Consider the following 25,039-nt stretch of genomic DNA (forward strand, 5'->3'; position numbering starts at 1 on the left):
CGATATCTGTCGTGGCGGGACTGACCCCCACGCAGCACCAGGTCCTGCAGGAGCTGGCCAAGTCTCCCGACCCGCTCCGGGTGGAAGAGCTGGCTCAGCGACTCAGCCTGCACGGAAACACCATCCGTGGCGTTCTGGCTCAGCTCCTCAAGTTGGACCTTGTTAGTCGGCGGGCAGAAGAAACCGAGAAGCGCGGACGGCCGTCCTGGCTCTACGAAGCTCGGGCGGCCGCCGATGCGCAACTGGTGATGGAGGGGTTCGCCTCGCTGATGTACGCCCTGACCGAACAGTTGGAGCGGACCTCTCCGGATCCGGTCGAGGCGGCTCGGAAGCTCGGAGCACACTGGGGATCGCAGATTCTGGAGGACCAGCAGGTTCCCGATCACCAGGCCATGCGAGAGGCCTTACAGGCAGAGTACCCGGTTCACATCACCAAGTTGCGGCTGCTGATGTCGCGCCTTGGCTTTCAGGCCACCGGCAGCGAGGACGACCACGTCATCGAACTGCATCAGTGCCCGCTGGTGGACAACCGGGAGGACGCCGAGCCCAGTCTGATCTGCGAAATCCATCACGGGATGATTCAGCAGGTGGTCAGCTCGACCTCAAACGGCCGGCTCAGCGCCAAACTCTGTCCTTTCTCCGGAACCGGCTACTGCGGGGTTGAGTTTCAGGAGACCTAAGCTGTCCCTGGGCCTGGAACCACCGGACCGTATCGGCCACCGTGTCGGCCAAAGGCCGGGACTGGTACCCGAGCTCCTCGGTTGCCCGCCGGTGAGAGAAGTTGGCCGGTGCCCCCAGAGCGTGAAGTGAATAGCTGGTATACAGCGGCGCCGTTCCCCGAATTCGGTAGTAGAGTTCGGCGAGCGGCGCTGCTGCTTTTGCGAACCAGGTCGGCAGCAGTTGGAGCGACCGGCGCCGGTGAACCTGCTCGGCCACCTGGCGCACCACGTCATTGACGGTGGCGTAGTGCCCCGACAGGATGTAGTTGCGCCCGCTCTCTCCCCGTTCCAGCGCTGCGATCGCCCCCTGGGCCGCATCGCGAACGTCGACAAAATCGTAGCCGCCCGGCACCACCGCGGTCAGGGCACCGGTGGCGGCGTCCCTAATCAGCCGGGTCAGGTGGGTATCGGTGTAGACGTTGGGGCCGATCATCCCCGAGGGGTGCAGCACCACCCGCCACAGATCAGTGGCTCCCATCACCAGGGCGGTGGCCTCCGCCTTGGTTCGGGCGTACTCGCCGTGGACCAGGTTCGGGTCGAAGACCTCGGTCTCCACGATGGTTGAGCCGTCGGTGGGTTCCGGAATCGCGTGCACCGAAGAGATGTAGGCGAGGCGGTCCACCTGTTGCCGCCGGCAGGCCTCGACCACGTTGGCGGTTCCCTCCACGTTGACCCGGTGGACCCGCTCGGTCACCCGACCGTTGATGCTGACGATCCCGGCGGCGTGGACAACGTAGCGGGTTCCTTCCGCGGCAAAAGCACGGTCCAGCGTCTCCGGATCCAGCACGTCGATCTGGGCGGTCTCGCCCGACGGCAAAGCGGGGGGCCGCTCCTCGCCCAAAATACAGGCGCGGACTCGCTCCCCCCGCTCAACCAGGATGCGGATCAGGTTATTGCCGAAGAATCCATCGGCTCCGGTGACAATCCACAGTGGTGACGTAGCTGCTCACCTCATTCGGCAACCTGGTCGATCACCGCGTCCGCCACTTCCCGCATTGACAGGCGACGATCCATCGAGGTCTTTTGAATCCAGCGGAACGCTTCCGGTTCGCTCATTTCCATCTTTTCCATCAGGAGTCCCTTGGCCCGGTCTACCCGCTTGCGGGTTTCCAGCCGCTCGGCCAGGTCGGCAATCTCATCTTCCAGCGACTCGATCTGCGAGTAGCGCGACAGTGCGATCTCAACCGCGGGAATCAGGTCGGCCGGTCCGAACGGCTTGACCACGTAAGCCATGGCCCCGGCTTCGGACGCGCGCTCCACCAACTCGGTCTGCGAGAAAGCAGTCAGCATCACCACGGCGCAGGAGATCTCCTTCAGGATCTCTTCGGAGGCCGTGATCCCGTCCATCTTCGGCATCTTGACGTCCATCACGATCAGATCGGGTTCAAGCTCAAGCGCCAACTTCACTGCCTCTTCGCCGTCACCGGCTTCCCCGACCACTTCGTATCCGGCGCCCCGCAGGGTCTCCACAATATCCAAGCGAATAAGAGTCTCATCTTCGGCAACAAGTACCCGCTTGGTATCCACCGATTCCTTGGTCATTATGCTCTTCCTTAGTTTGTCAGCGTACTGGTAAGTATCTTATCCTTAGATGGTGCCTGCGTTGGTGTCTTTGACTTCGCGGAGGCGCTGCCCCGATAGCCCAACTGGCAGAGGCGGTCGGCTCAAACCCGGCTTGTTGTGGGTTCGAATCCCACTCGGGGTACCAGTGTCCTCTGCATCCGACCAACGATTTGGCCGGCCCTCTCGGGGGTTGGCAACTTTTTCCGCTCCCACCCAGCCCGTTGGGCCCGGCGGCCACTGTTCGCTCACTGCGAAGCAGATCAAGGGCGGCCGCCCATGACCAAAGACACTTTTCCGGTAGAGTATCAGGCAAATGTGTCCTTCCTCACCGACTTTTGTGGAGTGCTCAACGCAATATCGGGCAACAAGTCCCAAGGAGCCAAATGACAGAGCCCGCGCACCTGTCCCTCTCCCCCGGAACCCGTAAACACCTCGGCATCGCGCTCATGATCGGCCTGGTGCTAGTCGCGGCTCTGGTCGTCTTCCACACGATGAACCCGGAACAGATGGAGAAAACTCTGCGGGAAGCCAACCCCTGGTGGCTGGTGGCAGCCGTGGGGGCGGGGGCGGTGACCTGGGTTGGGGCCGCGCTCCCGGTGGTGGCATTCGCCCCGGTTCCAACTCCATTTCGCGACTCACTCCTGGTTCAGATGGCCTCGTCCTTTGCCGGCGTGGTGGCTCCGTCGGGTCTGGGCGGGTTTGCCGTCACCGTGCGCTACTTCGTCAAACGTGGGGTCCAAACCACCGCCGCCGTCGGCACTTTGAGCCTGATCGAGATCGCCGTCTTTCTAACCACGTTGCCGCTGGTGTTGGTTGCGGTCCTGTTTGCCGGCCTCTCACCGGATCTGCATCTGAACTTCAAACTGTTTCTCTGGATCGGGCTGGGACTCGCGGTGGTCCTCGGGGGCGCGCTCGCTCTTCCCCAGCTTCGCCGCTGGTCCGGCTCCCAGCTGAGGGAGCTGTGGGCCAAGACCAAGCCGCAACTAATCTGGGTTTCTCACCACCCCAAGCGGCTGGCTGTGGCCGGAACTGGAGCACTGATTCAAACCCTCGGTTTCATCGGCGCGGCCGGGGCCTGCCTGGCCGCTTTTGGCCACGACCTGAGTTTGTGGGCAGTCGGCGCCGCCTACCTGGTGGCCAACACTCTGGGCTCCATGATTCCGGTGCCGGGCGGTGTTGGCTCAATTGAGGCCAGCCTGGCGGCAGCACTGCACCTGGCAGGGGCGCCGGTGGCCACCGCGATCTCGGCCGCGGTGGCCTTCCGCCTGGTCACCTTCTACTTTCAGATCCCGGTCGGTTACGTCGCCCTGCGAGTCCTCCGGCACCGGCAGTTAGTTTGATCCGGGTGGTGGAGCCACTTGGGCCCCACCCGGATCAGCTCAGCCCTCGGCCAGTGCCAGCAGTTCCTTGGCCGCCTGGACCAGGCTGGCGGTCAGACTCTCGTCCCCGGCCAGTTCCGGCGCCGCGTAGGCCAACACTTTGGCGGCTGCCTCTTCCAGGGTGCCGGCCGCCAGTTCCAGCACCTTGGCCTCCTGCGCATCCACCACCGGTGCCCCAACTCCGCGCAGGTGCAGCAGCCAGCCGGCCAGGGCTCGAACAGCGGCCGGAGCCGGCGCCCCCTCGCAGGCACTCGCGATCAGGACCGGTGCGATCCGAACCGGGATCTTCTGGGAACCATCGTGGGCAATCTGGGCCAGCAGGTGTCGAATGTTCGGGTTCTGGTAGCGCTCGGTCAACGCTGCCGCGTACTCCTCCCACGGGACGCTCAGCCGCGGACCCGCAGCTGCCCACCACTGCTGCACCCAGTCTCGAACCAGCGGATGCTCGATGGCAGCCCCCACCGTTTCGAGGCCCAGGATCGGCGCGCAGTAGGCCATCAGGGAGTGGGAACCGTTTAGCATCCACAGTTTCCGCTGCTCGTAGGGTTCGACGTCGGCCACCACCTGGGCGCCGGCACTCTCCCATCTGGGTCGGCCGGCTGGAAACTCGCCGCTGATCACCCATTCGCTAAACGGTTCGGTGGGCACGGGGGCCGCATCCAGGTAACCCTGCTGCGCCTCGCATTTGGCCCGGTCCTCCTCGGTGGTGGCCGGCGTGATCCGGTCCACCATACAGGTGGCCCAGGAAATTTGCTCCTCAATCCAAGCTGACAGGCTCGATTCCACCTGCTCGGCCGCCTCGACAATCACCCGCTTGAAGGCCTGGCCATTGTTGGGAATGTTGTCGCACGGCAAAATTGTCAGTGCGCCAACCCCCGCCGAGCGCCGGGCCAGGAACCCGGCCAGGATCCGAGCCGGAGCCGTGGCCACCGGGGTGGCTGCAATCCGGTCCACGGTGAGTTCACCGCCCGCCACCAACTCGGCCAGGGCAGCCAGATCGGCGGCCACCGCGGGGTCGGCCAGGTCCAGCCCACCGTCCTCCGCCCGATAGTAGCCGGCTTCGGTCACGGTCGAAGTGACGACGGCCAGGTCGGGTGAGGCCAGGTAGCCGATCAGCTGGGCGTAGTCAGCGGCCGGGTGGACCACGGAAATCGAAGAGATGACCTCAAAGCTGTCCCCCGCCGCTCCCTTGGTGATCAGCGTGTAGAGCCCATCTTGCGGGGACAGCAACTCGGCCATGGTCGGACGGCGCCCGGTGAAGGCCGCAATCCCCCACTGCTCTGCATCGTCCGCATGCTCGGTGTACCACGCCTGGTGGGCCCGGGTGAAGTTCCCCAAGCCCAGGTGGACCAGGCGAATCGGAGCGGCCGGACGGCCGTGGTTGGTTCGGTTTAGCTGGGGCAGGCTCATAGTTTGAATGCTCTCTTCGGTTGGGAAACGACGAGGTCGACCGCAACTTCGGCCGCCTCATCCAGGGTCAATCGGTGTTCGGCAACCAGGTTGCCGAGGAATGAACAGTCCACCCGCCGGGCCACGTCGTGCCGGGCCGGAATGGAGCAGAATGCGCGGGTGTCGTCGATAAAGCCGGAGGTCTTGTAGAAGCCCGCGTAACCGGTCACAGACCGGCGGAAGCGCATAATCGCGTCGGTCTCATCGATGAACCACCAGGGAGCACCGACGTAGACGCCGCGGTAGTAGCCCGCCAGCGGAGCCAGCTCGCGCGAATAGACCGTCTCGTCCATGGTGAACACCACCAGTTGGAAGTTCTCCGCGTTGCCAAACTCGGTCAGCATGGGCTGCAGGGCCCGGGAGAACTCGACCGCGTGGGGAATGTCGCCCCCTACGTCGGCCCCAAACCGCGCGAACGCCTCCAGGTCGTGATTGCGAACCACCCCGGGGTGCAGGGTCATGACCAGTCCGTCTTCCGCGGCTAGCTTGGCCTGGTCAAAGACCATGTGCCGGCGCAGAGCCGTCGCCCCCTCCGGACTGATCTTCCCGGCCAAGGCCTCGGCGAACAGTTCTTCGGCCACCTTCGGTTCCAGCGGCTCGCACCGGGCGTCCGAATGCGAGTGGTCGGTAGAGACGGCCCCGTGGTCTTTGAAGTACTGGCGCCGGCGTCGCATCGCCTCAAAGTGGGACGCGTACGAGTCGATCTCAATTCCTGCCGCCTCACCCAGGCGAGCGGTCAGCTCCGCCCAGTCAGCCCGGGCCGGTTCCAGGTAGGCATCCGGGCGGAACGTGGGGACCACCCGACCGTCCCAGCTGGGATCTGCCGCCAGCGCCGCGTGATCGGCCAGGTCGGAGGCGGGGTCATCCGTCGTGGCCAGCGCCTCGATGTTGAAGCGGCGGTACAGCGCTCGCGGCCGAAACTCCGGTTTGGTCAGGGCGTCGGCAATCTGGTCGTAAATTTCATCGGCCGTTTCGGCGGAGGGTCGGACCCGGACCCCGAAGACGTCGTGGAACTCAGATTCAAACCAGAACTGAACCGGGGTGCCCCGGAAGTAGCGCCAGTTTTCGCACAGGAGTCGGAAAGCTCGGCGCGCCTGGTCGGGGCTAATCGGACTGCCCACGGGAACACCCAGCTCACTCAGGTCCACCCCACCAGCACCGTGGAGCATGCGGTTGGTGTAGTGGTCGGGAGTGAGCAGAAGCGTGGTTGGGTTGTCGAAGGGAGTGTCGTTCGCCAGCCACTCAACCGGCACGTGTCCGTGCGGGGAAATGATCGGAAGGTCCCGGACTAGGCCGTAGAGTTCCCTGGTGATGTCTCGCACTTTGGGGTCAGCCGGAAACAGCCGGTCCGGGTGAAGAGCCAACGGAGGTTTGGAAATTGACATGATGCATCCTTCTTTCCGGTAGTGCGCTTCGGCGCGCGATTACTAGTCGAGGGTCGGGGCGGGCCCGATACTGTCACGGGTCACAAACTTGGTGGGAACGGTGATTAGTTCAGCGCTCGGGGCGCTGCGGTGTTTGAGCTGGCTGATGAGGGCGCGGGCCGCTCGCACCCCGAGCATCTTGGCCGGCGGGGCAATTGAGGCCAAAGTTGGGGTGGTCAGGAACGCCGCGATCGAGTTGTCCACCCCCACCACCGAGACGTCGTTGGGGACGGTCATCCCGGCTCGGTGCACGAACTTCATGAAGCCGACCGCGACCAGGTCATTGAACCCAATCACCGCGCCGGTGCGCTGGTAGAACCACTGTTTGCCGGCTTCGGCCCCGCCCTCCAGGGAGGGGGCATTTGGTCCGATCCGACGAACCTGGAACCCCATTTCTTTGCCGATGGTGGAGATGGCCCGCCACCGAACCCCGTCGGCCCACGAGGCCGTCGGACCCGACAGGTAGGTGACGCGCGTGTGACCGAACCGGGCCAGTTCTTCGAGTGCCTGGCGGACACCTCGATCGGTGTCGGTGATGACCGAGGGGATCCCGGCCATTTCCCGGTTGGCTGCCACCACCGGGCGCACCTTCACGATTTGGTTGATGGAGGAGTCGCTCATCCGGGCCGAGGCGAGGGCCACCCCGTCCACCATGTTGAGGATGGCGTCCACCGCCTGGCGCTCACCAACCTCGTCCTCCTGCGTGTCCATCAGCAGGACGGTGTAGCCGTGCTGCATGGCTTCACTTTGGAAGCCCCGCATGATTTGGGCGTAGATCGGGTTGGTCACGTCGGCGACGACGAAGGCGAGGATGTGGTTGGCTTCTCCGCGTTCTCCCCGGGGAACCGGCTTGGAGCGGTAACCCAGGGCTTCAGCCACCTCCCGAATTCGCTGCCCAGTTTGGGCGTTGACCCGTCCGGGACGGGAGAATGCACGCGAGACCGTGGAGGGGGCCACCCCCGCGGCCTCGGCCACATCGTAAATGGTCACCCGCCGATCGCCGTCTGATTCTGAACTATCACTCATTGATCTCACCACCTTGTGAGGCATCGCCCTCAGCGTCTTCGCTCAGGTCGGGGGCCGGCCAGGGGGCCCCGGGGTAAAGGCCTTCGCTCCACGCCTCCACGCCGGCGCGAGCAAGAACAATTCGTTGCGGCTGATCCAACACGCGGGCCACCCGCTCCACGTCTACGAACTCGGCCGTGGCCTGCTGAATCGTAGCTCCCGGGCCGTCCCCGGAAATCTTGATTCGAACCGGCTGCCCTTCCAGGTCGATCGTTCGCCAAATCCGCTGCAGGACCCGGCGATAGCCGGGGGCGGAGATCCGAATCCCAATCGTGGACGTGTGGGTGACGAAAGCATCGGTAACCGCATCCAGGTGCTGCTGGTACGAGAGCGCGCTCAAAGTGTGTCCGGGTCGACCCTTCTTCATCACAATCGGGGTGAGCCAGACGTCGATCGCTCCCGCATCAAGCACCCGGTCGTAGACGGCGGGCCAGAGCCGGGGATCAAGGTCGTCCACATTGGCTTCGATCAGGTGCACCGCCTGGACCGCCGGATCTGTCACCGGGGCTTCCACTACCGACGCGGTTCCCTTGGTTCCGATCAGGACGCGGACCAAGCCGGGCCGGTCGGCGCGGATCCGGGTGCCGGCCCCGCGTCCTACCGACTCCACCAGCAGGGATGGGAGCGGCTCCACCGCCTGGCAGACGGTCCGGATCAGGGTCATCCCGGTCGGGGTGCAGAGCTCCCCCACCTCGGGGCCTCCCCCAGCTTCAATCTGCCAGCCGCGGGCCAGCTCGGCCACGGCCGGCGGCGGAACGGCCAGGGTCCCGTGGGAGGTTTGAATCTGCCCGGCCCCCACCGCCACGACGGAAGAGGTGGCCGAGGTGATGTTCAGCGTGCGCAGAGCCTCGCACACCCCGACAATGTCGCCGATAGAGTCGAGCGCACCCACCTCGTGAAAGTGAACCGAGTCGACGGTATCGCCGTGGGCACGCGCCTCGGCCTTTGCCAGGCGCCGAAAGGCGGCCCGAGCCCAGTCGCGAGTCTTTTCGGGCACCCCGGAGTGATCCAACATTTCCTCGATCTCGGCCAGGTGCCGGACGGGGGGCTCCGGCTCGTCCGCGATCACGTCCACCTTCAAAGCGGCCATGCCACCGCGCTTGACGGCCCTCGTCTGCAGATGCAACTTGCCGGGGGCCACTCGGTCCAGGACGGTGGCAATCGAACCCGCGTCCGCCCCCGCGTCGATCAGGGCCGCCAGCAGCATGTCGCCGGCCACCCCCTCGGAAGCGTCGATCCACAGGCTTCGTTCGGGAGTCTCCGGGGTGTTCAGCCAGACCTGGCCCGGTTCAATCCGCCGGCCCGGCGCGACCGGCTCCCCGTCGGCATTGACGTGGTGATGGTGCGGTTCCGGCTGGGCACTCACTTCGGCCACCGCCGCAGCCAGGGTGGCTTCCAGCGATTCGGTATCAACTGCTTCAGTCATTGGTTGGCTCCTTTCGGGCGGGGGCGCTAATTTGGGCGGCCAGGTGTCCGGCTCCGTAGCCGTTGTCGATGTTGACCACACTGACTCCGGGGGCGCAGGCATTGAGCATCGACAGCAGTGCGGCCACCCCGCCAAAGGAGGCACCGTAGCCCACGGAGGTGGGCACGCCGATCACGGGGGCCCGAACCAGACCCGCCACCACCGAGGCGAGGGCACCTTCCATCCCGGCGACGACCACCACGGCGGCGGCCTCTTCCAGCAGCCGGCGGTGCTTGAGGATCCGGTCCAGGTTGGCCACGCCCACGTCAACCAACTCGATTACGTCGCGGCCCAGGTAGCGGGCGGTAAGCGCGGCTTCGCGGGCCACCGGCAGATCGGAGGTGCCGGCGCAGGCCACCACCACCCGGCCCCCAACCGGCTCGGGGACGGCTCCGGGCCACGCAACCAGCTGTGCCTCCGGATAGTACTGGGCCCCGGGAAGCTGGGACAGGACCGCCTCAGCTCGGGCCCGGTCGGCCCGGGTGAACAGCACGTGGCCCAACTCGGCCACCCCCACCCCCTCCGACTTCAGGCGCCACAGGCGGGCGATCTCAGCGCACTGGTCGACCGTTTTGCCCTCCGTGAAGACGGCTTCGGCATAGCCGCGACGCTGGTAGCGGCCAAAGTCCAGATCGGCAATCGGCTGCATCGCTAGGCCGGCCGTTTCATCAGCGACAGGGTGAAGGAACCCGACTGGATCCCACCCAGATCCAGGGTGGCGTAGCCAAAGCCAGCCGCCTTGACGCCTTCCAGCAAGCGGGCCCTCAGTTCCGGGTCGGCCAGCAGGCCAAACTCGGCCACCGGCACCTCAATCCGGGCAATGGTGCCGTGGTGGCGGACGCGGCAGTCGGTGAATCCGGCCGCGAAGACGGCTTCTTCGGCCGCGTCGATGGCCGCCAACTTTTCGGCGGTGACCTCCTGGCCGTGGGGGATCCGGCTCGACAGGCAGGGGGTGGCCGGCTTGTCGGCGCTGATTAGCCCCATTGCATCCGCGATCGCTCTGATCTGAGCTTTGGTGGCCCCAACCAGGGGACGCAGCACCTGGTGCTCGCCGGCGGCTCGTTGGCCCGGACGGTCGGGGCGGCGCGAGTCGTCAGCATTTTCCCCGTAGGCCACGGCCGCGATCCCGGGCAAGTCCAGGTGGTCAAAGCGGGTGAACAGCTCGGACTTGCAGAAGTAGCACCGGTCGATGCCGTTGGCGACGTAGTTGGGATCCTCGATTTCTTCGGTCTCGACCTCGATCACTTCCAGGCCCAGCTGTTCGGCCTGGCGGTGGGCGAAGGCCCGCTCCCGCCGGGCCAGCGACGGGGAGATCCCCAGCAGCAACACGGTGCGGGCGCGACCGAGGGCCCGGGCGGTGAGGGCCGCCAGGACGGTTGAGTCCACCCCACCCGAGTAGGAAATCCCCAGGCGGGATCCGGGGGCCCGATCAACCACCTCGCCCACCTGGACCGCTACCGATTCGGCAATTTGCTCCAGCTCGGCGGGCAGTTCGACCCGCAGGTCGGCAGCCGGGTAGACCAGCGAACTCATCGCGACCCCTCTTTCCGCGCCTGCGCTTGCCACCGCTGCCGCACCGCGTAGGCCGCCGCCTTGGGTTCGCGTTCGCGGGTGAACATGCCCTTCTTGTTGCCACCCACCCGGATGATTCCGGGGGCGGTTTGGAAGTCGGCAAAGTTCCACATCTGTTCGCCCACCACCTGGTCGAACTCGTCAAACACCCGGTGGAACATGTCCAGCATGTCCACCTGGTACTCCTCCGACCAAGGCCGGTGAAACAGGTCCCGCAGGCCCGACAGCGTGTCCGGGCCGTACTCGGTGAACACGATCGGCTTTCCGGGGAACGCCTGTACCCAACCCGCCACCTCGGTTCGCAGATGCGCTTCCGCGTCGGCCAGGTTGCCCGTGTCGACGTACCACCCGTAGTACCGATTCAGCATGATCACGTCGAACAGATCCATGCATTTTTCGAGGTGGGGCGGGGACAGCATCACGTTGACGTAGCTGACCGGGCGGGTGGGATCGGCGGCGCGGGCCACCTGGGCGAGCGGCTCAAAGTAGGCCCGCGACTCCTCGCTGGAGGACTCGGGCTCATTGGCAATCGACCACATGACCACGCTCGGATGGTTCTTGTCGCGCGCAATCAGCTCTTGAATATGGCGGGCGTGCACGTCCCGGGTCCGGTCGTTGACAGTCTGCTCTGAGAACGTCACCAACTGATCCTGGTTGCCAAACAGCCCCCCGGTCAGGCCCACATTCAGGCCGACTGCGGCCGTTTCGTCGATCAGGACGAAGCCCTCGCGGTCCGCGTAGTCCAGCACTTCCTCCGCGTAGGGGTAGTGGGAGGTGCGGAACGAGTTGGCCCCCTGCCACTTCATCAGCTCGAAGTCGTGGACCATGGACACGTCGTCGTGGGCTTTGCCCCGAATCGGGTTGTCTTCGTGGCGGCCGTAACCGCGGAAGTAGAACGGCTCGCCGTTGATCAAGAACTGGGAATCTTTTACTTCCACCGTCCGGATCCCAAACGGCTGCGGGTAGGTGTCCTCATCGGCCTGCACTTCCAGGGTATAGAGGTAGCCCCGACCCGGTTGCCATCGGTGAGCCTGCCTGACCCGCACCTCCCCGGTCGAGCCGGTGGCCTCAGCTACGGCCACCCCGGCCTGATCCAGGATCCGCACGCTCACCTGCTCCGCCCCGGGTGCCTCCACCCGGTAGCGAACCAGGCCATCTTCCCCGGCCAGGTCGGTAGTGACGGTCACATCGACCACGCTTACCGGTGGGCGGGTGTACAGCAGGACCGACCGGTGAATCCCGGCGTAGTTGTAGAAGTCATGGAAGTAGCGCTGGACCTGGCGGCCACTGACGTCAGTCTGAATGAAACCCGGTGGCAACGTTTGCCAGGACAGTCGGTTGTCCACCGAGACCGTGACCGTGAACGGCTGGCCCGGGGTCACCAAGTCGGTAATGTCGGCCTCGAAGGGCAGGTAGCCACCGTCGTGGCGCACCACTTCGATCCCGTCGACATACACCACGGCCGAATGGGTGACCGAGCCGAACCGGAGGATCAGGCGGTAGGACCCGAGCCGGCGCGGAGCCCGGGCCTCGCGCTGGTACCAGGCCAAGCCCACCAGGTCGTGCACGGCGTTGTCGACCGTAATATCGTTGTACGAAGCCGGCACCGGCATTGACCTCGGTGCTGGCAATCCGGTGGCAAACCATCGGTCGGTATTTCCAAGGTCCGTTGGGTCAATCTGGAAATCCCAGAGGCCGTCCAAACTGTAGACGTCGCGCGAACACGACTGGCGAACTGACAACATAAAGGCTCCTTTACCACGCGGTGCCATCAGATGTGACGGGCAGCATCAACTAAAGATATTGCACCAACCGGACCGCCGGCTAGGGGCAAGTTGCCGGTTGTTGCCACAAGCTGAGCGTGGGCTATCAGGTTCCTTTCAGGCAAATTGAGACAACACTTGGCAACATTGCAGTGGTATTTGCCCCCCGTGCGAGATTGTAGCTACCAATCATTTGGGACCTTCAACGAAGATGAAGTTGCTGAGCTCGTTGGCGGCGCAAGGAAGCGGCCAACACAAAAGGAGAGAAATGGCTAGGCAAATTACCGACGTCCGCCCCTTCGGTTGGCGTGACAAGATCGGCTACATGTTCGGGGACTTCGGAAACGACTTCTCCTTTATTCTGCAAATGATGTTCTTCATGGTGTTCTACACCGACGTGATGGGCATCAGCGCCGCCCACGTGGGGACCCTGTTCCTGGTCGCCCGGATCGTGGACGCGTTCACCGACGTCGGAATGGGCCGCCTGGTCGACCTGCTGCCGCCGTCCAAGAATGGCCGTTTCCGGCCGTGGATCCTGCGAATCGCAATCCCGGTCGCCCTGGCCTCCACCGCCATGTACATGCCGTTCGTCGTCGATGCCAGCTACGGAGTCCGGCTCACCTACATGGTGATCACCTACGTCATCTGGGGCTCGGTCTTCTACACGATGATCAACATCCCCTACGGCTCCATGGCCGCCGTGGTCTCGGACAAGCCCGAGCACCGCGCCTCCCTGTCCGTCTTCCGCTCGGTCGGCGCCCAGCTGGCCTTCCTGATCATCTCGGCGATTCTGCCCCGGGTGGTCAACGTCGATAACCAGCTTGACGGTGGCCGAATGGCAATCGCGGCCGCGGTCTGTTCGATTCTGGCCGTCCTGTGCTACGTCGCCTGTTACTCGCTGGTGCGAGAACGGATCATCCTGGCCCCTAAGTCCAAGGAAGATCAGGTCTCCTTCGGTCAGATGCTCGGGACGCTGGGCCGCAACCGCCCACTGCTGGCCCTGGTTGGCGGCGCGCTCCTGTTCCTGATTGGCTCCCAGGTGGCCGGCACGACCACTGCCTACCTGTGGAAGGACTACTTCGGCGCCTTCGAGATGATGTCGTGGGCACAGATCGTTTCCATTGCCCCCGTCTTCCTGATCTCGGTGATTGCCACCCGCATCTCCATGAAGTACGGCAAGAAGGAACTGTTGGCTACCGCCCTGACCTTCTCCGCCCTCCTCTGTATCGTGGCCTACTTCCTGCACATCACCAGCCCGATGGTCTTCATCATCATCTTCTTCTTCATCTCCATCGGGGTGGGCTTCTACAACATCATCGTCTGGGCCATCATTACCGACGTGCTTGACTACCAGGAAGTTGTCACCGGCGAACGCGACGACGGCACCATTTACGCGATCTACTCGTGGTCGCGCAAGCTTGGCCAGGCCGTGGCCGGCTACGTCGTTGGTTGGGCCGTTTCCCTGGTTGGCTACTCGGCCGAGCTGGCCAAAGCCGGTGAACCCCAAGCCGACTCCACCCTCCAGGGCATCTACCTGCTGTTCCTGCTGGTTCCCGGGGTCCTCTACCTGCTGACCGCACTGGTGATGGGCTTTGCCTACCCGCTCAGCAAGAAGAAGGTGATGGAGAACTTCCACACCCTCCAGGAACGTCACGCCGTTGGCGACGCCGGCAGCGCTGCGACCTCCGGGGCGCACGGAGCCTAGTTAGGTTTCACCAACTCGGGGGGGGCAGGCCAACCGGCCTGCCCCCCCCTTTGACGTCAAAAGTGGCCGGACCCGCGATGGGTCCGGCCACCAGCTGCAAATATCTACTTGGGAAGGTTCCCTCGTTCACTCTCTAGCCGGTGCAGCAGCTCACCGGCCTGCGGAACCACCAGGGTGTCCGGGTCGGCGGCCAGCGCTTCAAAGTCGACCTCGGACGGATCCAGGTACCGCAGGTTCACGCTCTCAACCACCCCGCGCGGAATGGAGGTCGCCAGGGTGACGGTCACCCGATTGGTTTCCTCGCCGGTTTCCGCGTCGTAGGAGCCGATTCCCCGCAGGTGAGTGGAATGGGCCAGCTCGCCCCAGGGATGAGACTTGAACCGATCCCACTGCTTTACGAAGTAGTCGCGATTGTGATACCCAATGTTCAGCAGCCCGGGGTGCATGTGCGCGATCTCGGTGATGTGCGGGGCGTAGAGGATTAGCTCTCCCCCGTCGGCCACCACCGGCTCCAGCTTGTAGAACCCCTTGGCCGCGGTCCAGATGTCCTCGTACATGGTCGGCATGATCGAGACGACTCGCCGGTAGGCTTTCGGCACGTACTTGACGTGAACTTCGGCGGAGACGTCCGCGCAGGCCTCCCAGGACGAGCGGGCGTCGCCAAAGGAGACGAACTGCAGGTCCAGGCTGCCGGGTTTCACAATCATTCCGAGCAGAAGCTTTTCCGAGGGGACCAGCGCTGCCGCCGCATCGATCATTCGACGGACCGGCGTGATGCCGCGCGCCCCAATCATGTCAAAGGAGGTGATGAGCGCGCCCACCCAGTGGGACATGTCGATCACGTCGTGACCGGACAGGCCCGGGAACAGGTACTTGTTTCCCCCGGAGATACCGACTACCTCGTGCGGCAGGACCGGTCCCAGGATCAGGGTGATATCGGTGTCCACCACCATCTTGTTGACCAGGACCGTCATGTCTCGGTCGGTCAACCGGCCGCCGGAAAACTCGCCAATCTGGGCCCGATCAATCGTCCCCAGGTTGGCGAATGTATCCTCGTCGCGCCAGGCATGATTGAAGATCTGCCAGCCGGGGTACTCCCGGCTGAACTCGCCCGGCTCGGTGCCCATCAGTTGGGCAATAGCCGCTTCACTCATGTCGTCGTGCGTCCCCAGGGCAATCACGACCCGAACGTCCTTCGGCCTGTCGCCGAGGGCATCGCGGATGTGCTTAGCCATCATCGCCACGGGGGCGTGGCGGGTCCCGTCGGGCACCACCAGCGTGACCCGCTTGCCGTCAAAGTCGTACCGACCCAACTCCGTCAGCACAAACTGACGGATTTGGTCCTCACTGAGCACCGTGTCAGGACCGCCCAGCCGGGCTGCCTCGGGCACCCCGGGATACAGCTCGCTCATGATCACCTCTTAACTCGGGCGTTTCCCGCCCAAATGGACCAGACCTGCTCTTCGTCGGCCGGGGTGGCGTAGTCGGCCACCGTGGTGGCCGCCAGAGCGCCGGTAGCCCAGCCGAACTCCATGCACCGCCGAGCTTCCCAGCCCTGCAAGATGCCGTAGAGGACGCCTCCGACCGAACCGTCCCCGCCGCCAATTCGGTCCATCACTTCGATGTCGCGCAGGTCGGCGACATTGAACTCGCCGTCATGCCAGAGGATCATGCCCCACTTGTGCCGGTTGGCAGAGACCACCTCGCGCAGCGACGTCCCAATGTAGTGCGCCTGCGGGTAGGCCTGGGAGATCCGCGTGATCATCTCCTGGAAGTTCTGGATCTTGTCCGAAATAGATTCGCCCCCGGCTTCGGGACCCTGGATCCCCAGGCAAAGCTGGAAGTCCTCTTCGTTGCCGTACAGCACGTCGCAGTGGGAGGCGATCTCATGGAAGGCAGCCGCCAGCTCGTCTTCCCGTCCGGCCCAGAAAGAAGCCCGATAGTTCAGGTCAAAGGAGACGCGGGTCCCGTGTTCCTTGGCGCGGCGAGCCAGGTCGACGCACAGCTGTGACGTCGAGGGGGACAGCGCGGCAATCAACCCGGACAGGTGCAAGATCTTGACCCCGTCTTCGGCGAAGAGCCGGTCCAGGTCAAAGTCGGCGGCCGACAGGGTCAGCCCCACCTCCCCGGCGCGGTCGTTCCACACTCGGGGGCCGCGGCCGCCAAACCCGGAATCAGCGATGTTGAACTGGTGGCGATAGCCCCAGGCATCCCCCTGGGCCAACTCGGGCCCCTCGTAGGCCATCCCGCGTGAACGCAGGTTGGCCCGAATCAGGTTGGAAATGGGCGAGCCGGCCACGAAGTTGGTCAGCACTTTGACGGGTTCACCCAGGGACGAGGCGATTGAGGCCACGTTGGTTTCCGCTGAAGTCACGTGCAGCAGGAACCGGTCAGCCGTATGCACGGGAGCCCGATTCTCGGGGGTGATCCGCACACCCATCGAGGTGGGGACCACCAGTGACCAGCGAGCGTCGGCGCGAAGTTCCACGACTAGGCCTCCACTTCCGGACGCCCCGGCTCCGCCCACAGGGTGTGGAACGAGCCTTCCTTGTCGATTCGCCGGTAGGTGTGGGCGCCGAAGAAGTCGCGTTGGCCCTGAATCAGAGCGGCCGGCAACCGTTCGGCCCGAACGCCGTCGTAGTAGGCCAGGGAAGAGCTAAACACCGGAGTGGGAGCGCCGTGCAGGGCCGCGGCCGCCACCAGTCGGCGCCAGTGCGGCAACGCCTCGACGATCTTGGCGTAGAAGTAGTCGTCGCCAATCAGCAGGGGCAGTTCGGGGTTCTTTTCGAACGCCTTGGTGATCTCACCGAGGAAAGCGGCCCGGATAATGCAGCCACCCCGCCAGATGCGGGCCATGTCGCCCAGGTTGATCTCCCAGCCGTACTCGGCGGCGGCCGCCTGAATCTCGTTGAATCCCTGCGAGTAGGCCACCACCTTGGAAGCGTAAAGTGCCTGGCGAACGTCCTCGATGAATGCTTCCGGATCGGTCACATTCCAGTCCTCGGCTTCAGCGGCGAACTGCCGGGCAGCAGCGCGTTGAGCCGGGGAGGACGACAGGCCGCGAGCAAAGGTGGCCTCGCCGATCCCGGTGACGGGCACGCCCAGGTCCAAAGCTGTTTGGGTGGTCCAGGCACCGGTCCCCTTCTGGCCGGCAGCGTCGACAATCAGGTCCACCAGCGGGGTGTCCCCGTCGAGTTGCCGGAGTACCTCGACCGAGATCTCCATCAGGTAGGAGTCCAGGTCGCCGCGGTTCCACTCCGCAAAAATGTCGGCAATCTGTGCCGGGGTCAGCCCGAGCGCGCGCCGCAACAGGTCGTAGGCCTCGCCAATCACCTGCATGTCGGCGTACTCAATCCCGTTGTGAACCATCTTGACGAAGTGGCCCGCACCGTCGGCCCCGACGTGGGTGCAGCAGGGCTCCCCGTCCACGTGCGCCGAAATCGACTCGAGCATCGGGCCGAGCCGGTCGTAGGACTCGGGTGAGCCACCCGGCATGATCGAGGGCCCCCACAGGGCCCCCTCTTCCCCACCGGAAACGCCGCAACCGACGAAGTGCAGTCCCCGTTCACGCAGGGATGCTTCGCGCCGGCGCGTGTCGGTGAACAGAGAGTTGCCGCAGTCGACAATGATGTCTCCCTCATCCATCCGCGCCGCCAGCTCCTCGATCACCGCGTCGGTGGCCTGGCCGGCCTTGACCATCACGATCGCACAGCGCGGCCGGGACAGTGCGGCAACGAAATCGTCCATTGATTCGCACGGAATGAAACCGGTTTCCGCACCGTACTTTTCCATCACGGATTCGGTGCGAGCTGGGGTCCGGTTATGGACCGCCACTTTGTGGCCGTGCCGAGCGAAGTTACGGGCCAGATTTGAGCCCATCACTCCCATCCCGGTGACGCCAATATCTGCACTACCTGCCTGGGGGGCGGGAAAAGTCATTTCGTTCTCCTTCGTCGAAAATGTAGCTCAATCTAAGGTTCAACTGCCGACCGTTGAAATACCTACAGTTGCCACATTTTGCCACTTGCCAACCGGTTGCCATTGGCAACATCCGGCAACCTGAACTGTGGGAACTGTGCCTTTGATTAGGTAATGATAGTCGGAAGGACCGATCAGGCGACGACGCCAAGGAGGAGTTTTCATCATGGTTGATTTGACTGCCACCCCTTTCAACTTGGACGAGGACGCGGTTCGCTGGGTCCGAGAGACCATCGCCCAGATGAGCGTGGATGAGAAGATCGGACAGCTCTTCGTCAACATGGGCGCAGAGCGAACCGAAGAATATCTGACCGGAGTCCTGGACAACTACCATATCGGGGCGGTCCGCTACAATCCCGGCACGGCCGCGGAAGTCTGGGAACAGAACCATATTCTGCAGACCAAGTCGAAGATCCCCCTGCTAATTGCCGCCAACACCGAAGCCGGTGGCAACGGCGCCTGCACCGACGGGACCTACGTCGGATTTGAGGTCAAAATTGGCGCCACCAACGATCCGAAGTGGGCCTACGAGATGGGTCGCGTTTCCGGAGTGGAAGCGTCCGCCATCGGCTGCAACTGGTCCTTCGCCCCGATCGTGGACATCATGCGCAACTGGCGCAACCCCATCATTTCCAACCGTTCCTGGGGCGGGGACCCGGACCTGGTGCTGGAGATGTCCCGCGCCTACATGCGCGGGATCATGGAGTCGGGCATCCTGCCCGCGGCCAAGCACTTCCCCGGGGATGGTATCGACGAACGCGACCAGCACCTGTCCGCCTCGATCAACTCGTACAGCTGCGAGGAGTGGGACCAGACTTTCGGCCGGGTTTACCAGGGACTGATTGACGAGGGGCTGCCCTCACTGATGGTCGGTCACATCATGTTGCCGGCCTATCAGCAGCGCTTCAACCCGGATCTGACCCCCGACGACCTGCTGCCGGCCACCCTGTCGAAGGAAATCCTCACCGACCTGCTGCGCGGACAGATGGGCTTCAACGGCGTGGTCGTCACCGATGCCTCCCACATGGTCGGCCTGACCGGTGCCATGGCACGCCGGGACCTGTTGCCAACCGCGATTGCCGCCGGTTGCGACCTGTTCCTGTTCTTCAATGATCCCGACGAGGACTTCGCCTGGATGAAGCAGGGCTACGAGAACGGTGTCATCACCGAGGAGCGCCTCCAGGAAGCCCTGGAGCGGATCCTGGGGTTGAAAGCCCGGCTCGGGCTGCACCGGACCCCGCGCGAACAGATCCTGCCCCCGAAGGAGGAGGCGCTGGCCCGGGTCGGTCTGCCCGAGAACAAGCAGTTGGCGATCGAGGTCACCGATGCGGCCGTGACCCTGGTCAAAGCCAAGCAGCCCGAGGTGCTTCCGCTGAGCCCGGACCGGTTCCCCCGCGTCCTCGTGGTGCCCGTCTCCGGCCCAATCAACCCGATTTCGGGAGCGTTTGGCGGGGGTGGCGCAGCCGAGCACCCCGCGATCAAGACCGCCCGTCTGCTCGAAGAGCGCGGGTACCAGGTGACGATCCACGAGTCCCTGTTCGACAAGCTGACCAAGATGAGCCGGGAAGAACAGGCCGATGCCGTGCGAAACGTGTACGCCTCGAAAGCTCCGATCGCCCAGATTACCGACAACTACGACCTGGTGGTCCTCGTCGGCAAAATCGACGGCATGATGCAGCCCACCGAGCGGGTCATGTGGCCGGCCACAAAGGGAACGGTGGACATCCCCTGGTACGTCCACGAGGTCCCCACCATCTACGTGTCGATGGCCTCGCCCTACGATCTGGTGGATGTGCCGCAGGTGAAAACCTACATCAACGCCTACGACGACCGTGACTTCACCATCACCGCTGTGGTCGACAAACTCGAAGGCAAGTCGCAGTTCCGCGGGGTCTCCCCCGTTGACGCCTTCTGCGGCAAGCCGGACACTCAGATCTAGGGGGAACTGTGGACTTTCAACCCAGCGCCGATTTTTTCGTCGGGATCGACTCGGACGGGTGCGCGATGGACGCGATGGACATCAAGCATCAGGAATGTTTCACTCCCGCCTACATCAAGTATTTTGACCTGCAGGCCGCCTCGACCCTGGTCCGGGAAACCGCACTGTTCGTGAACCTGCATTCCACCACTCGGGGGCAGAACCGATGGGTCGCCCTGGCCCGGCTGTTCGAACTGTTGAAGCAGCGTCCCGAGGTGCTCGAACGCGGGGTCACCCTGCCGGAGGGCACCGAACTGCAGAAGTTCCTCGACTCGGACTTCCCCCGATCGGATGCGGGGATCGCCGCCTTTGCCGCGGAGAACCCGTCCGCGGAGATCGAGCAATGCATCGAGTGGGGCCACGGCGTCAACCGCCTGATCGAATGGATGGTCCACGGCTGCGCTCCTTTCCCCGGGGCACGCGAGGCGATCCAGGCGATGCAGGGCAAGGTCGACTGCATGACGGTCTCAGCCACCCCGATCGCGGCGTTGGAGCGCGAGTGGGCCGAGCACGATCTGGCTCGGTACATGCGGGTAATTGCCGGCCAGGAAATGGGCTCGAAAGCCCAGCACGTCCAGCAGGCCGCTAAGGGACGCTACCCCGATGATCACATCATGCTGATTGGTGACGCCCCGGGCGACCGCGACTCCGCCTTCTCAGAGGGAGTCCTCTTCTACCCGATCAATCCGGGGGGAGAAGCCGAATCCTGGCGCCGTTTCCGCGAGGAAGCCCTCGACCGGTTCCTGGACGGCACCTACCGGGGCGCCTATCAGGACTCGCTGGTGGCCGAGTTTGAAGCTCTCCTTCCCGCCAACCCACCGTGGAAGACAATCTGATGTGGCGACTGACCGGATTTGCTGACGAGGCTGCCCCCGAACCAGCCGACCAGATTGCGTTGCTGCAGCGGCTGGGCCTGTCCCACGTGGAGTTGCGCTCCGCTTGGTTCACCAAGGTGCTGGATCTCGATTCCACTCAATTGGCGAACCTGCAGGCACAGTTCCAGGACGGGGGCATCTCCCTCTCAATGCTGGGGACGGACCTGGGGAAGATTCCGATTCAGGCCGACTTCGGTCCCCACCTGGACCGGACCAAGCGGGCAATGGAGGTGGCGGATCAGTTCGGCACCGACCGGATCCGAACGTTCTCTTTCTTCCTGCCCCCGGGTGAGGATCCCGCCCAATTTCGCCACCAGGTCCTGGACCGGCTGTCCGCCATGGTGGAGATCGCGGGCGACGCGAACAAGACCCTGATGCACGAAAATGAAAAAGAGATCTACGGCGACGTCCCCTCCCGGGTGACCGAACTGGCCGAGGCGCTGGATCCACGCCACTTTGAGCTGATCTTCGACCCGGCCAACTACGTCCAGTGCGGGGTCTCCCCGATGGACGCCTATCCCCTGGCGCGCACGACCTACATTCATATCAAAGACGCCCGGGCCGACGACCACTCGGTCGTTCCTGCCGGCGAAGGCGACGGTCAGATCCCCCAGTTGCTGGAGGCGCTGGACCGGGACGGCTACGACGGGTTTTTCTCGATCGAACCACACCTGGGCGACTTCGACGCTTTCGGTGGCCTCTGCGGTCCGGAACTGTGGGAAAAGGCGTTCCGCTCCTTTGTCGAGTTGCTAGGGGACCGCCCATGGGCCTGAGGGCCGCCATCATCGGCTGCGGCGACATCCACGTGGTGCACCGCGCCGCGCTGGAGCGCCTACCCGAAGTGGACCTGGTGGCGGTGGCGGAGGTGGAGCCCTCCCGCTGCCCCTCCGACGTGCGAGCCTACGCCGACTACCGGGAGCTGCTGGAGCAGGAACGGCCCGACGTGGTCCACATCTGCACCCCGCACGACCAGCACGTGGAGCCGGCGCTGGCGGCAGTAAGCCACGGAGTGCACGTGGTGTTGGAAAAGCCGCTGGCAGCGCACCTGCCGGCCGCCGAGCGCCTGGTCGAGTGCATGGTGGAGCGCCAGCAACCCGGGGTGAAGGTGGCCCTCTGCTATCAGAATCGCTACAACCTCTCCTACGCAAAAGCGAAAGAGCTGATCGACTCGGGCCGACTGGGCGAGGTTTACGGCTCCGTCGCCGCGGTGCCGTGGAAACGAACCCGCGACTACTACCAGTCCCGCCCCTGGCGCGGATCCTGGCGGCAAAGCGGTGGGGGCGTCCTGATCAACCAGGCCATCCATACGATCGACGCGCTTTCGTGGTTTTTCGGCGGGATTGAAACGGTCTCCGGCATGGCCACCAGGACCGAGTTTGCCGACCTGATCGAGGTGGAGGACACCGCGTTTGCGCGGTTCACCCACCCGAACGGTCAGGTGAGCCAGTTCTTCGCCACCGTCACCGGACCGGTCCAGGCTCCCGTCAGCATCGACATTTTCGCCGAGCACGCCAACCTGCACATTCAAGATGGCCTCCTGGTCCAGTGGAAGGGCCGGCCGGAAGAGTACTACCCCGAGCGCCAACTCGGCGGTGAGGGCCGGGACTACTGGGGTGTCTCCCACGAACTGCTGATCGCCGACTTCTATCGGCAGCTAGATCAACCGGAGCCATTCTGGCTCGGACCCGCTCAGGGCATCGAGGCCCTGCAGGTCATCAAACAAATCCAGGCCCAGTCACCCGAGTGGGCCGCACTAGTGCAAGTGGAGGGGTAGGCAATGGTACGTTTGGGCATCATTGGGCTGGGCGCCCAGGGCAGCTTTTACGCAAACTTTATCGAGGCGGGACGGGTCGACCGGATGACGGTGGGCGCCATCTGCGACGTGGACCAGTCGAAACAGGCTCGGGCAGACGAGCTGGGGGTCCCCTTTTTCACCGACTACTTGGAAATGCTAGATTCGGGGGCGGTCGACGCGGTGGTCACCACCGTCCCCCACTACCTGCACCCGGAAATGGGCATCGCCGCCCTTAGCCGCGGCATTCCGGTCCTGATTGAGAAGCCGGCCGGGGTCTACACCAAGCAGGTGGAGGAACTGTTCGACTACGCGGACCAGCATCCCGACGTTACCTTCGCGATCATGTTCAACCAGCGAACCAACCCGCTCTACGTCGATCTGAAAGCCTTGATTGACTCGGGCGAACTCGGTCAGTTGCGCCACACCTCCTGGATCATTACCACCTGGTGGCGCCCCCAGGCCTACTACGACCAGTCGGAGTGGCGGGCCACCTGGGGCGGCGAGGGCGGAGGGGTGCTGGTCAATCAGGCCCCCCACCAACTCGACCTGTGGCAGTGGCTCTGCGGCAGCCCCGAGCGGTGCTTTGCCCGGCTCGGATTCGGGTTCCAGCGCGACATTGTCACCGAGGACGAGGTGAACGCGGTGGTCGACTTTGGCGGCGGCGCCTCCGGCCACTTCCTCACCTCCACCAACGACCTGATCAGCACCGACCGACTGGAGATCCTCTTTGACCGGGGCAAAGTCGTGGTGGATAACTCGGCCAAGGTGACCATCTACCGGCTAGTTGACGACGAACGGGCCATCTCTGACCGCACCACCCCGGAAGACGTGCGGCTCATGTTCACGGGGCAGACCGATCCGACCAGCTTCTACTCGGTCGAGGAAAAAGAGTACACCTCCGTCTGGGGAGAGCAGCACTGCCAGGTGCTGTCCAACTTTGCCGCCGCCATTCTCGACGGCGCTCCCCTGATCGCCCAGGGGCGGGAGGGCATCCGCGGCGTTCGCCTGGCCAACGCTATGCAGCTTTCGGCCTGGACCGACCGCGACATCGACCTGGTCAACTTCCCGGCCGAGGAGTACCTGACCGAGCTAAACCGGCGAATTGCCGAAGAGGGCAAGTTCGCGCAGCGAGACTAAGGAGAATCATGGCTGTTCTGGGCGTGCAGATGATGATGTTGAAAGAGCAGGTGGCCGAGGCGGGCATGTTTGCCGTCCTGGAGCGCCTGCGGGAGCTGGATCTGGACGCCGTCGAGGTGTCGCAGATTCCGATGGACGAGGCGAACACGGCCGACCTCGAACGGGGAGTATCCGAGTTAGGAATTGAGGTGGCGGCCCTCTCGATTGCGATGGGGCCCTCCCCGGTTGGGGCCGACGACGTCACCACCAAGTTCGACAAGATTGTGGCTGACTGCCAGCGACTGGGAACCAGATTTGTCCGGATCGGAATGATGCCCACATGGGCCATGACCTCCAGGGAGAACACCGAGAAGTGGGCGGCCCAGTGTCAGCCCTGGGCCGAGCGGTTTGCAGCCGAGGGCATCACGATGTGCTACCACAACCACCACGTGGACCTGGCCCAGTTCGACGGCGAGCGGATTTTCGACATTGTTCGGCGCGTGGCCCCGGCACTGCAGTTTGAGGTGGACCTGCACTGGGTTCAGCGCGGCGGAATGGCCCCGTTGGACATGCTAAAGGCCTACACCGGGGTCTGCCGGCTGATCCACGTGAAGGACTACCGGGTGGTGCCGCTGCCCCTGGAGGCCGATGAACTTCTCAAGCAGGGGGATTACCCCGGCTTCATGGCGCAGTTCCTCTCGTTGGCCCAGTTTGCCGAGGTGGGCGCGGGAAATATGAACTGGCCTGAGCTGCTGCCGGCCGCGATCGCCGCCGGAGCGGAGTACTTCCTGATCGAACAGGATGATACTTACGGCCGGGACCCGTTTGACTGCATTCGCGACTCTCGGGAGTACCTGCGGTCGATCGGATATTAGCTTTCCTGTGGAGGGGAAGATGAAAGGAGCCCGACCGGGAGGTCGGGCTCCTTTACTAGCAGATCAGGTTAGGCTGCCGTGATTTCCAGCCCCAAATAGGCTGCTGCGCGTTCGCGAGAGGCCGGTTGTTCCAACTCTTCTAGCGCCTGCGTCACTTCCGGGTTAGTCCAATCGGAGAACCAGGGGCGCACAGAATCGGCCAGGCTGTTTTCCAACAGGTTATTTGCCTGCCGACCGCGCAGTAGATCACGTACCGAGACGAGTGCTACTACATTGTTGTTATTCAATTTTCTCACCTTCTTCTTCCTTCCAGGCAGT

The 25,039-nt window shown here is 64.1% G+C and carries 22 protein-coding genes and 1 tRNA gene; 10 read left to right on the top strand and 13 right to left on the bottom strand.

Annotation, left to right across the window (positions count from 1 at the left end; translation table 11 throughout):
* The first annotated feature begins 11 nt into the window (after nt 1–11).
* Nucleotides 12–680, top strand: a complete 669-nt coding sequence (locus SAC06_RS06185) for a helix-turn-helix transcriptional regulator (protein WP_350257438.1) — start codon at nt 12–14, stop codon at nt 678–680.
* On the opposite strand, the gene SAC06_RS06190 is transcribed toward SAC06_RS06185, so the two are convergent.
* Both SAC06_RS06190 and SAC06_RS06195 read right to left on the bottom strand, forming a co-directional pair.
* Complete coding sequence (locus SAC06_RS06190) at nt 616–1,650, bottom strand: NAD-dependent epimerase/dehydratase family protein (RefSeq protein ID WP_350259164.1); 1,035 nt, start codon at nt 1,648–1,650, stop codon at nt 616–618. The genes SAC06_RS06185 and SAC06_RS06190 overlap by 65 nt on opposite strands.
* Before the next feature lie 20 nt (nt 1,651–1,670).
* The gene (locus SAC06_RS06195) at nt 1,671–2,261 is read right to left on the bottom strand and encodes an ANTAR domain-containing response regulator (RefSeq protein WP_350257439.1); all 591 of its coding nucleotides are present in this window, start codon (nt 2,259–2,261) and stop codon (nt 1,671–1,673) included.
* An 89-nt stretch (nt 2,262–2,350) separates the two neighbouring features.
* Between SAC06_RS06195 and SAC06_RS06200 the strand changes: the two genes are divergently transcribed.
* Together SAC06_RS06200 and SAC06_RS06205 are read left to right on the top strand one after the other, a co-directional pair.
* Nucleotides 2,351–2,427 (top strand) — tRNA-Leu (locus SAC06_RS06200).
* Nucleotides 2,428–2,665: 238 nt separating this feature from the next.
* A complete protein-coding gene (locus tag SAC06_RS06205; protein WP_350257440.1) occupies nt 2,666–3,622 on the top strand; it encodes a lysylphosphatidylglycerol synthase transmembrane domain-containing protein in 957 nt (318 codons plus the stop codon).
* A 39-nt stretch (nt 3,623–3,661) separates the two neighbouring features.
* Here SAC06_RS06205 and SAC06_RS06210 read toward each other — a convergent pair whose 3' ends face one another.
* The 7 genes from SAC06_RS06210 to uidA are packed head-to-tail and all read right to left on the bottom strand — an operon-like array spanning nt 3,662 to nt 12,381.
* A complete protein-coding gene (locus tag SAC06_RS06210; RefSeq protein WP_350257441.1) occupies nt 3,662–5,071 on the bottom strand; it encodes a mannitol dehydrogenase family protein in 1,410 nt (469 codons plus the stop codon).
* Nucleotides 5,068–6,495, bottom strand: a complete 1,428-nt coding sequence (gene uxaC / locus SAC06_RS06215; RefSeq protein WP_350257442.1) for a glucuronate isomerase — start codon at nt 6,493–6,495, stop codon at nt 5,068–5,070. Before uxaC ends, SAC06_RS06210 begins: the two co-directional genes overlap by 4 nt.
* A gap of 42 nt (nt 6,496–6,537) precedes the next feature.
* On the bottom strand, nt 6,538–7,560 hold the full coding sequence (locus SAC06_RS06220) for a LacI family DNA-binding transcriptional regulator (protein ID WP_350257443.1): 1,023 nt from the start codon (nt 7,558–7,560) through the stop codon (nt 6,538–6,540).
* Nucleotides 7,553–9,025, bottom strand: a complete 1,473-nt coding sequence (gene larC / locus SAC06_RS06225) for a nickel pincer cofactor biosynthesis protein LarC (protein ID WP_350257444.1) — start codon at nt 9,023–9,025, stop codon at nt 7,553–7,555. The genes SAC06_RS06220 and larC overlap by 8 nt, the downstream gene beginning before the upstream one ends.
* Nucleotides 9,018–9,713 (bottom strand): nickel pincer cofactor biosynthesis protein LarB, encoded by a 696-nt coding sequence (gene larB, locus SAC06_RS06230; protein WP_350257445.1) that lies wholly within the window; start codon nt 9,711–9,713, stop codon nt 9,018–9,020. Before larB ends, larC begins: the two co-directional genes overlap by 8 nt.
* Nucleotides 9,714–9,715: 2 nt before the next feature.
* Nucleotides 9,716–10,597, bottom strand: coding sequence for an ATP-dependent sacrificial sulfur transferase LarE (locus SAC06_RS06235; protein ID WP_350257446.1), 882 nt, complete (start codon nt 10,595–10,597; stop codon nt 9,716–9,718).
* Nucleotides 10,594–12,381 (bottom strand): beta-glucuronidase, encoded by a 1,788-nt coding sequence (gene uidA, locus SAC06_RS06240; protein ID WP_350257447.1) that lies wholly within the window; start codon nt 12,379–12,381, stop codon nt 10,594–10,596. Before uidA ends, SAC06_RS06235 begins: the two co-directional genes overlap by 4 nt.
* A gap of 286 nt (nt 12,382–12,667) precedes the next feature.
* Between uidA and SAC06_RS06245 the strand changes: the two genes are divergently transcribed.
* On the top strand, nt 12,668–14,104 hold the full coding sequence (locus tag SAC06_RS06245; RefSeq protein WP_350257448.1) for a glycoside-pentoside-hexuronide (GPH):cation symporter: 1,437 nt from the start codon (nt 12,668–12,670) through the stop codon (nt 14,102–14,104).
* A 104-nt stretch (nt 14,105–14,208) separates the two neighbouring features.
* Here the strand turns inward: SAC06_RS06245 and SAC06_RS06250 are convergent, their stop codons facing one another.
* Genes SAC06_RS06250 through gndA form a run of 3 tightly spaced genes read right to left on the bottom strand, consistent with a single transcriptional unit; the run spans nt 14,209 to nt 18,043 of the window.
* Complete coding sequence (locus SAC06_RS06250; RefSeq protein ID WP_350257449.1) at nt 14,209–15,516, bottom strand: lactate racemase domain-containing protein; 1,308 nt, start codon at nt 15,514–15,516, stop codon at nt 14,209–14,211.
* Nucleotides 15,517–15,518: 2 nt separating this feature from the next.
* Complete coding sequence (locus tag SAC06_RS06255) at nt 15,519–16,592, bottom strand: PfkB family carbohydrate kinase (protein WP_350257450.1); 1,074 nt, start codon at nt 16,590–16,592, stop codon at nt 15,519–15,521.
* Between the two features lie 2 nt (nt 16,593–16,594).
* A complete protein-coding gene (gene gndA, locus SAC06_RS06260) occupies nt 16,595–18,043 on the bottom strand; it encodes an NADP-dependent phosphogluconate dehydrogenase (protein ID WP_350257451.1) in 1,449 nt (482 codons plus the stop codon).
* Nucleotides 18,044–18,248: 205 nt separating this feature from the next.
* Between gndA and SAC06_RS06265 the strand changes: the two genes are divergently transcribed.
* Genes SAC06_RS06265 through SAC06_RS06290 form a run of 6 tightly spaced genes read left to right on the top strand, consistent with a single transcriptional unit; the run spans nt 18,249 to nt 24,721 of the window.
* Entirely contained in the window at nt 18,249–20,021 is a 1,773-nt protein-coding gene (locus SAC06_RS06265; protein WP_350257452.1) for a glycoside hydrolase family 3 protein, read from the top strand.
* An 8-nt stretch (nt 20,022–20,029) separates the two neighbouring features.
* Complete coding sequence (locus tag SAC06_RS06270) at nt 20,030–20,896, top strand: hypothetical protein (RefSeq protein WP_350257453.1); 867 nt, start codon at nt 20,030–20,032, stop codon at nt 20,894–20,896.
* Nucleotides 20,881–21,708: a sugar phosphate isomerase/epimerase gene (locus SAC06_RS06275; protein WP_350257454.1), complete on the top strand. Its 828-nt coding sequence runs from the start codon at nt 20,881–20,883 to the stop codon at nt 21,706–21,708. Before SAC06_RS06270 ends, SAC06_RS06275 begins: the two co-directional genes overlap by 16 nt.
* Entirely contained in the window at nt 21,699–22,709 is a 1,011-nt protein-coding gene (locus SAC06_RS06280) for a Gfo/Idh/MocA family oxidoreductase (RefSeq protein WP_350257455.1), read from the top strand. The genes SAC06_RS06275 and SAC06_RS06280 overlap by 10 nt, the downstream gene beginning before the upstream one ends.
* Nucleotides 22,710–22,712: 3 nt before the next feature.
* Nucleotides 22,713–23,867 (top strand): Gfo/Idh/MocA family oxidoreductase, encoded by a 1,155-nt coding sequence (locus tag SAC06_RS06285; protein ID WP_350257456.1) that lies wholly within the window; start codon nt 22,713–22,715, stop codon nt 23,865–23,867.
* 8 nt (nt 23,868–23,875) lie between these two features.
* On the top strand, nt 23,876–24,721 hold the full coding sequence (locus tag SAC06_RS06290; protein WP_350257457.1) for a sugar phosphate isomerase/epimerase: 846 nt from the start codon (nt 23,876–23,878) through the stop codon (nt 24,719–24,721).
* A 68-nt stretch (nt 24,722–24,789) separates the two neighbouring features.
* Here the strand turns inward: SAC06_RS06290 and SAC06_RS06295 are convergent, their stop codons facing one another.
* Nucleotides 24,790–25,017 (bottom strand): hypothetical protein, encoded by a 228-nt coding sequence (locus tag SAC06_RS06295; protein WP_350257458.1) that lies wholly within the window; start codon nt 25,015–25,017, stop codon nt 24,790–24,792.
* Between the last annotated feature and the right edge of the window lie 22 nt (nt 25,018–25,039).

The organism is Scrofimicrobium sp. R131 (assembly GCF_040256745.1).
Lineage (GTDB): Bacteria > Actinomycetota > Actinomycetes > Actinomycetales > Actinomycetaceae > Scrofimicrobium > Scrofimicrobium appendicitidis.

Bases quoted from the DNA above. Each gene is read 5' to 3' on its own strand.
- SAC06_RS06235 (WP_350257446.1), bottom strand. From the start codon at position 10,597: ATGAGTTCGCTGGTCTACCCGGCTGCCGACCTGCGGGTCGAACTGCCC.
- SAC06_RS06210 (WP_350257441.1), bottom strand. From the start codon at position 5,071: ATGAGCCTGCCCCAGCTAAACCGAACCAACCACGGCCGTCCGGCCGCT.
- SAC06_RS06280 (WP_350257455.1), top strand. From the start codon at position 21,699: ATGGGCCTGAGGGCCGCCATCATCGGCTGCGGCGACATCCACGTGGTG.
- uxaC (WP_350257442.1), bottom strand. From the start codon at position 6,495: ATGTCAATTTCCAAACCTCCGTTGGCTCTTCACCCGGACCGGCTGTTT.
- SAC06_RS06285 (WP_350257456.1), top strand. From the start codon at position 22,713: ATGGTACGTTTGGGCATCATTGGGCTGGGCGCCCAGGGCAGCTTTTAC.
- uidA (WP_350257447.1), bottom strand. From the start codon at position 12,381: ATGTTGTCAGTTCGCCAGTCGTGTTCGCGCGACGTCTACAGTTTGGAC.
- larB (WP_350257445.1), bottom strand. From the start codon at position 9,713: ATGCAGCCGATTGCCGATCTGGACTTTGGCCGCTACCAGCGTCGCGGC.
- SAC06_RS06250 (WP_350257449.1), bottom strand. From the start codon at position 15,516: ATGAGCGAGCTGTATCCCGGGGTGCCCGAGGCAGCCCGGCTGGGCGGT.
- SAC06_RS06290 (WP_350257457.1), top strand. From the start codon at position 23,876: ATGGCTGTTCTGGGCGTGCAGATGATGATGTTGAAAGAGCAGGTGGCC.
- larC (WP_350257444.1), bottom strand. From the start codon at position 9,025: ATGACTGAAGCAGTTGATACCGAATCGCTGGAAGCCACCCTGGCTGCG.
- SAC06_RS06245 (WP_350257448.1), top strand. From the start codon at position 12,668: ATGGCTAGGCAAATTACCGACGTCCGCCCCTTCGGTTGGCGTGACAAG.
- SAC06_RS06265 (WP_350257452.1), top strand. From the start codon at position 18,249: ATGGTTGATTTGACTGCCACCCCTTTCAACTTGGACGAGGACGCGGTT.
- SAC06_RS06195 (WP_350257439.1), bottom strand. From the start codon at position 2,261: ATGACCAAGGAATCGGTGGATACCAAGCGGGTACTTGTTGCCGAAGAT.
- SAC06_RS06205 (WP_350257440.1), top strand. From the start codon at position 2,666: ATGACAGAGCCCGCGCACCTGTCCCTCTCCCCCGGAACCCGTAAACAC.
- SAC06_RS06220 (WP_350257443.1), bottom strand. From the start codon at position 7,560: ATGAGTGATAGTTCAGAATCAGACGGCGATCGGCGGGTGACCATTTAC.
- gndA (WP_350257451.1), bottom strand. From the start codon at position 18,043: ATGACTTTTCCCGCCCCCCAGGCAGGTAGTGCAGATATTGGCGTCACC.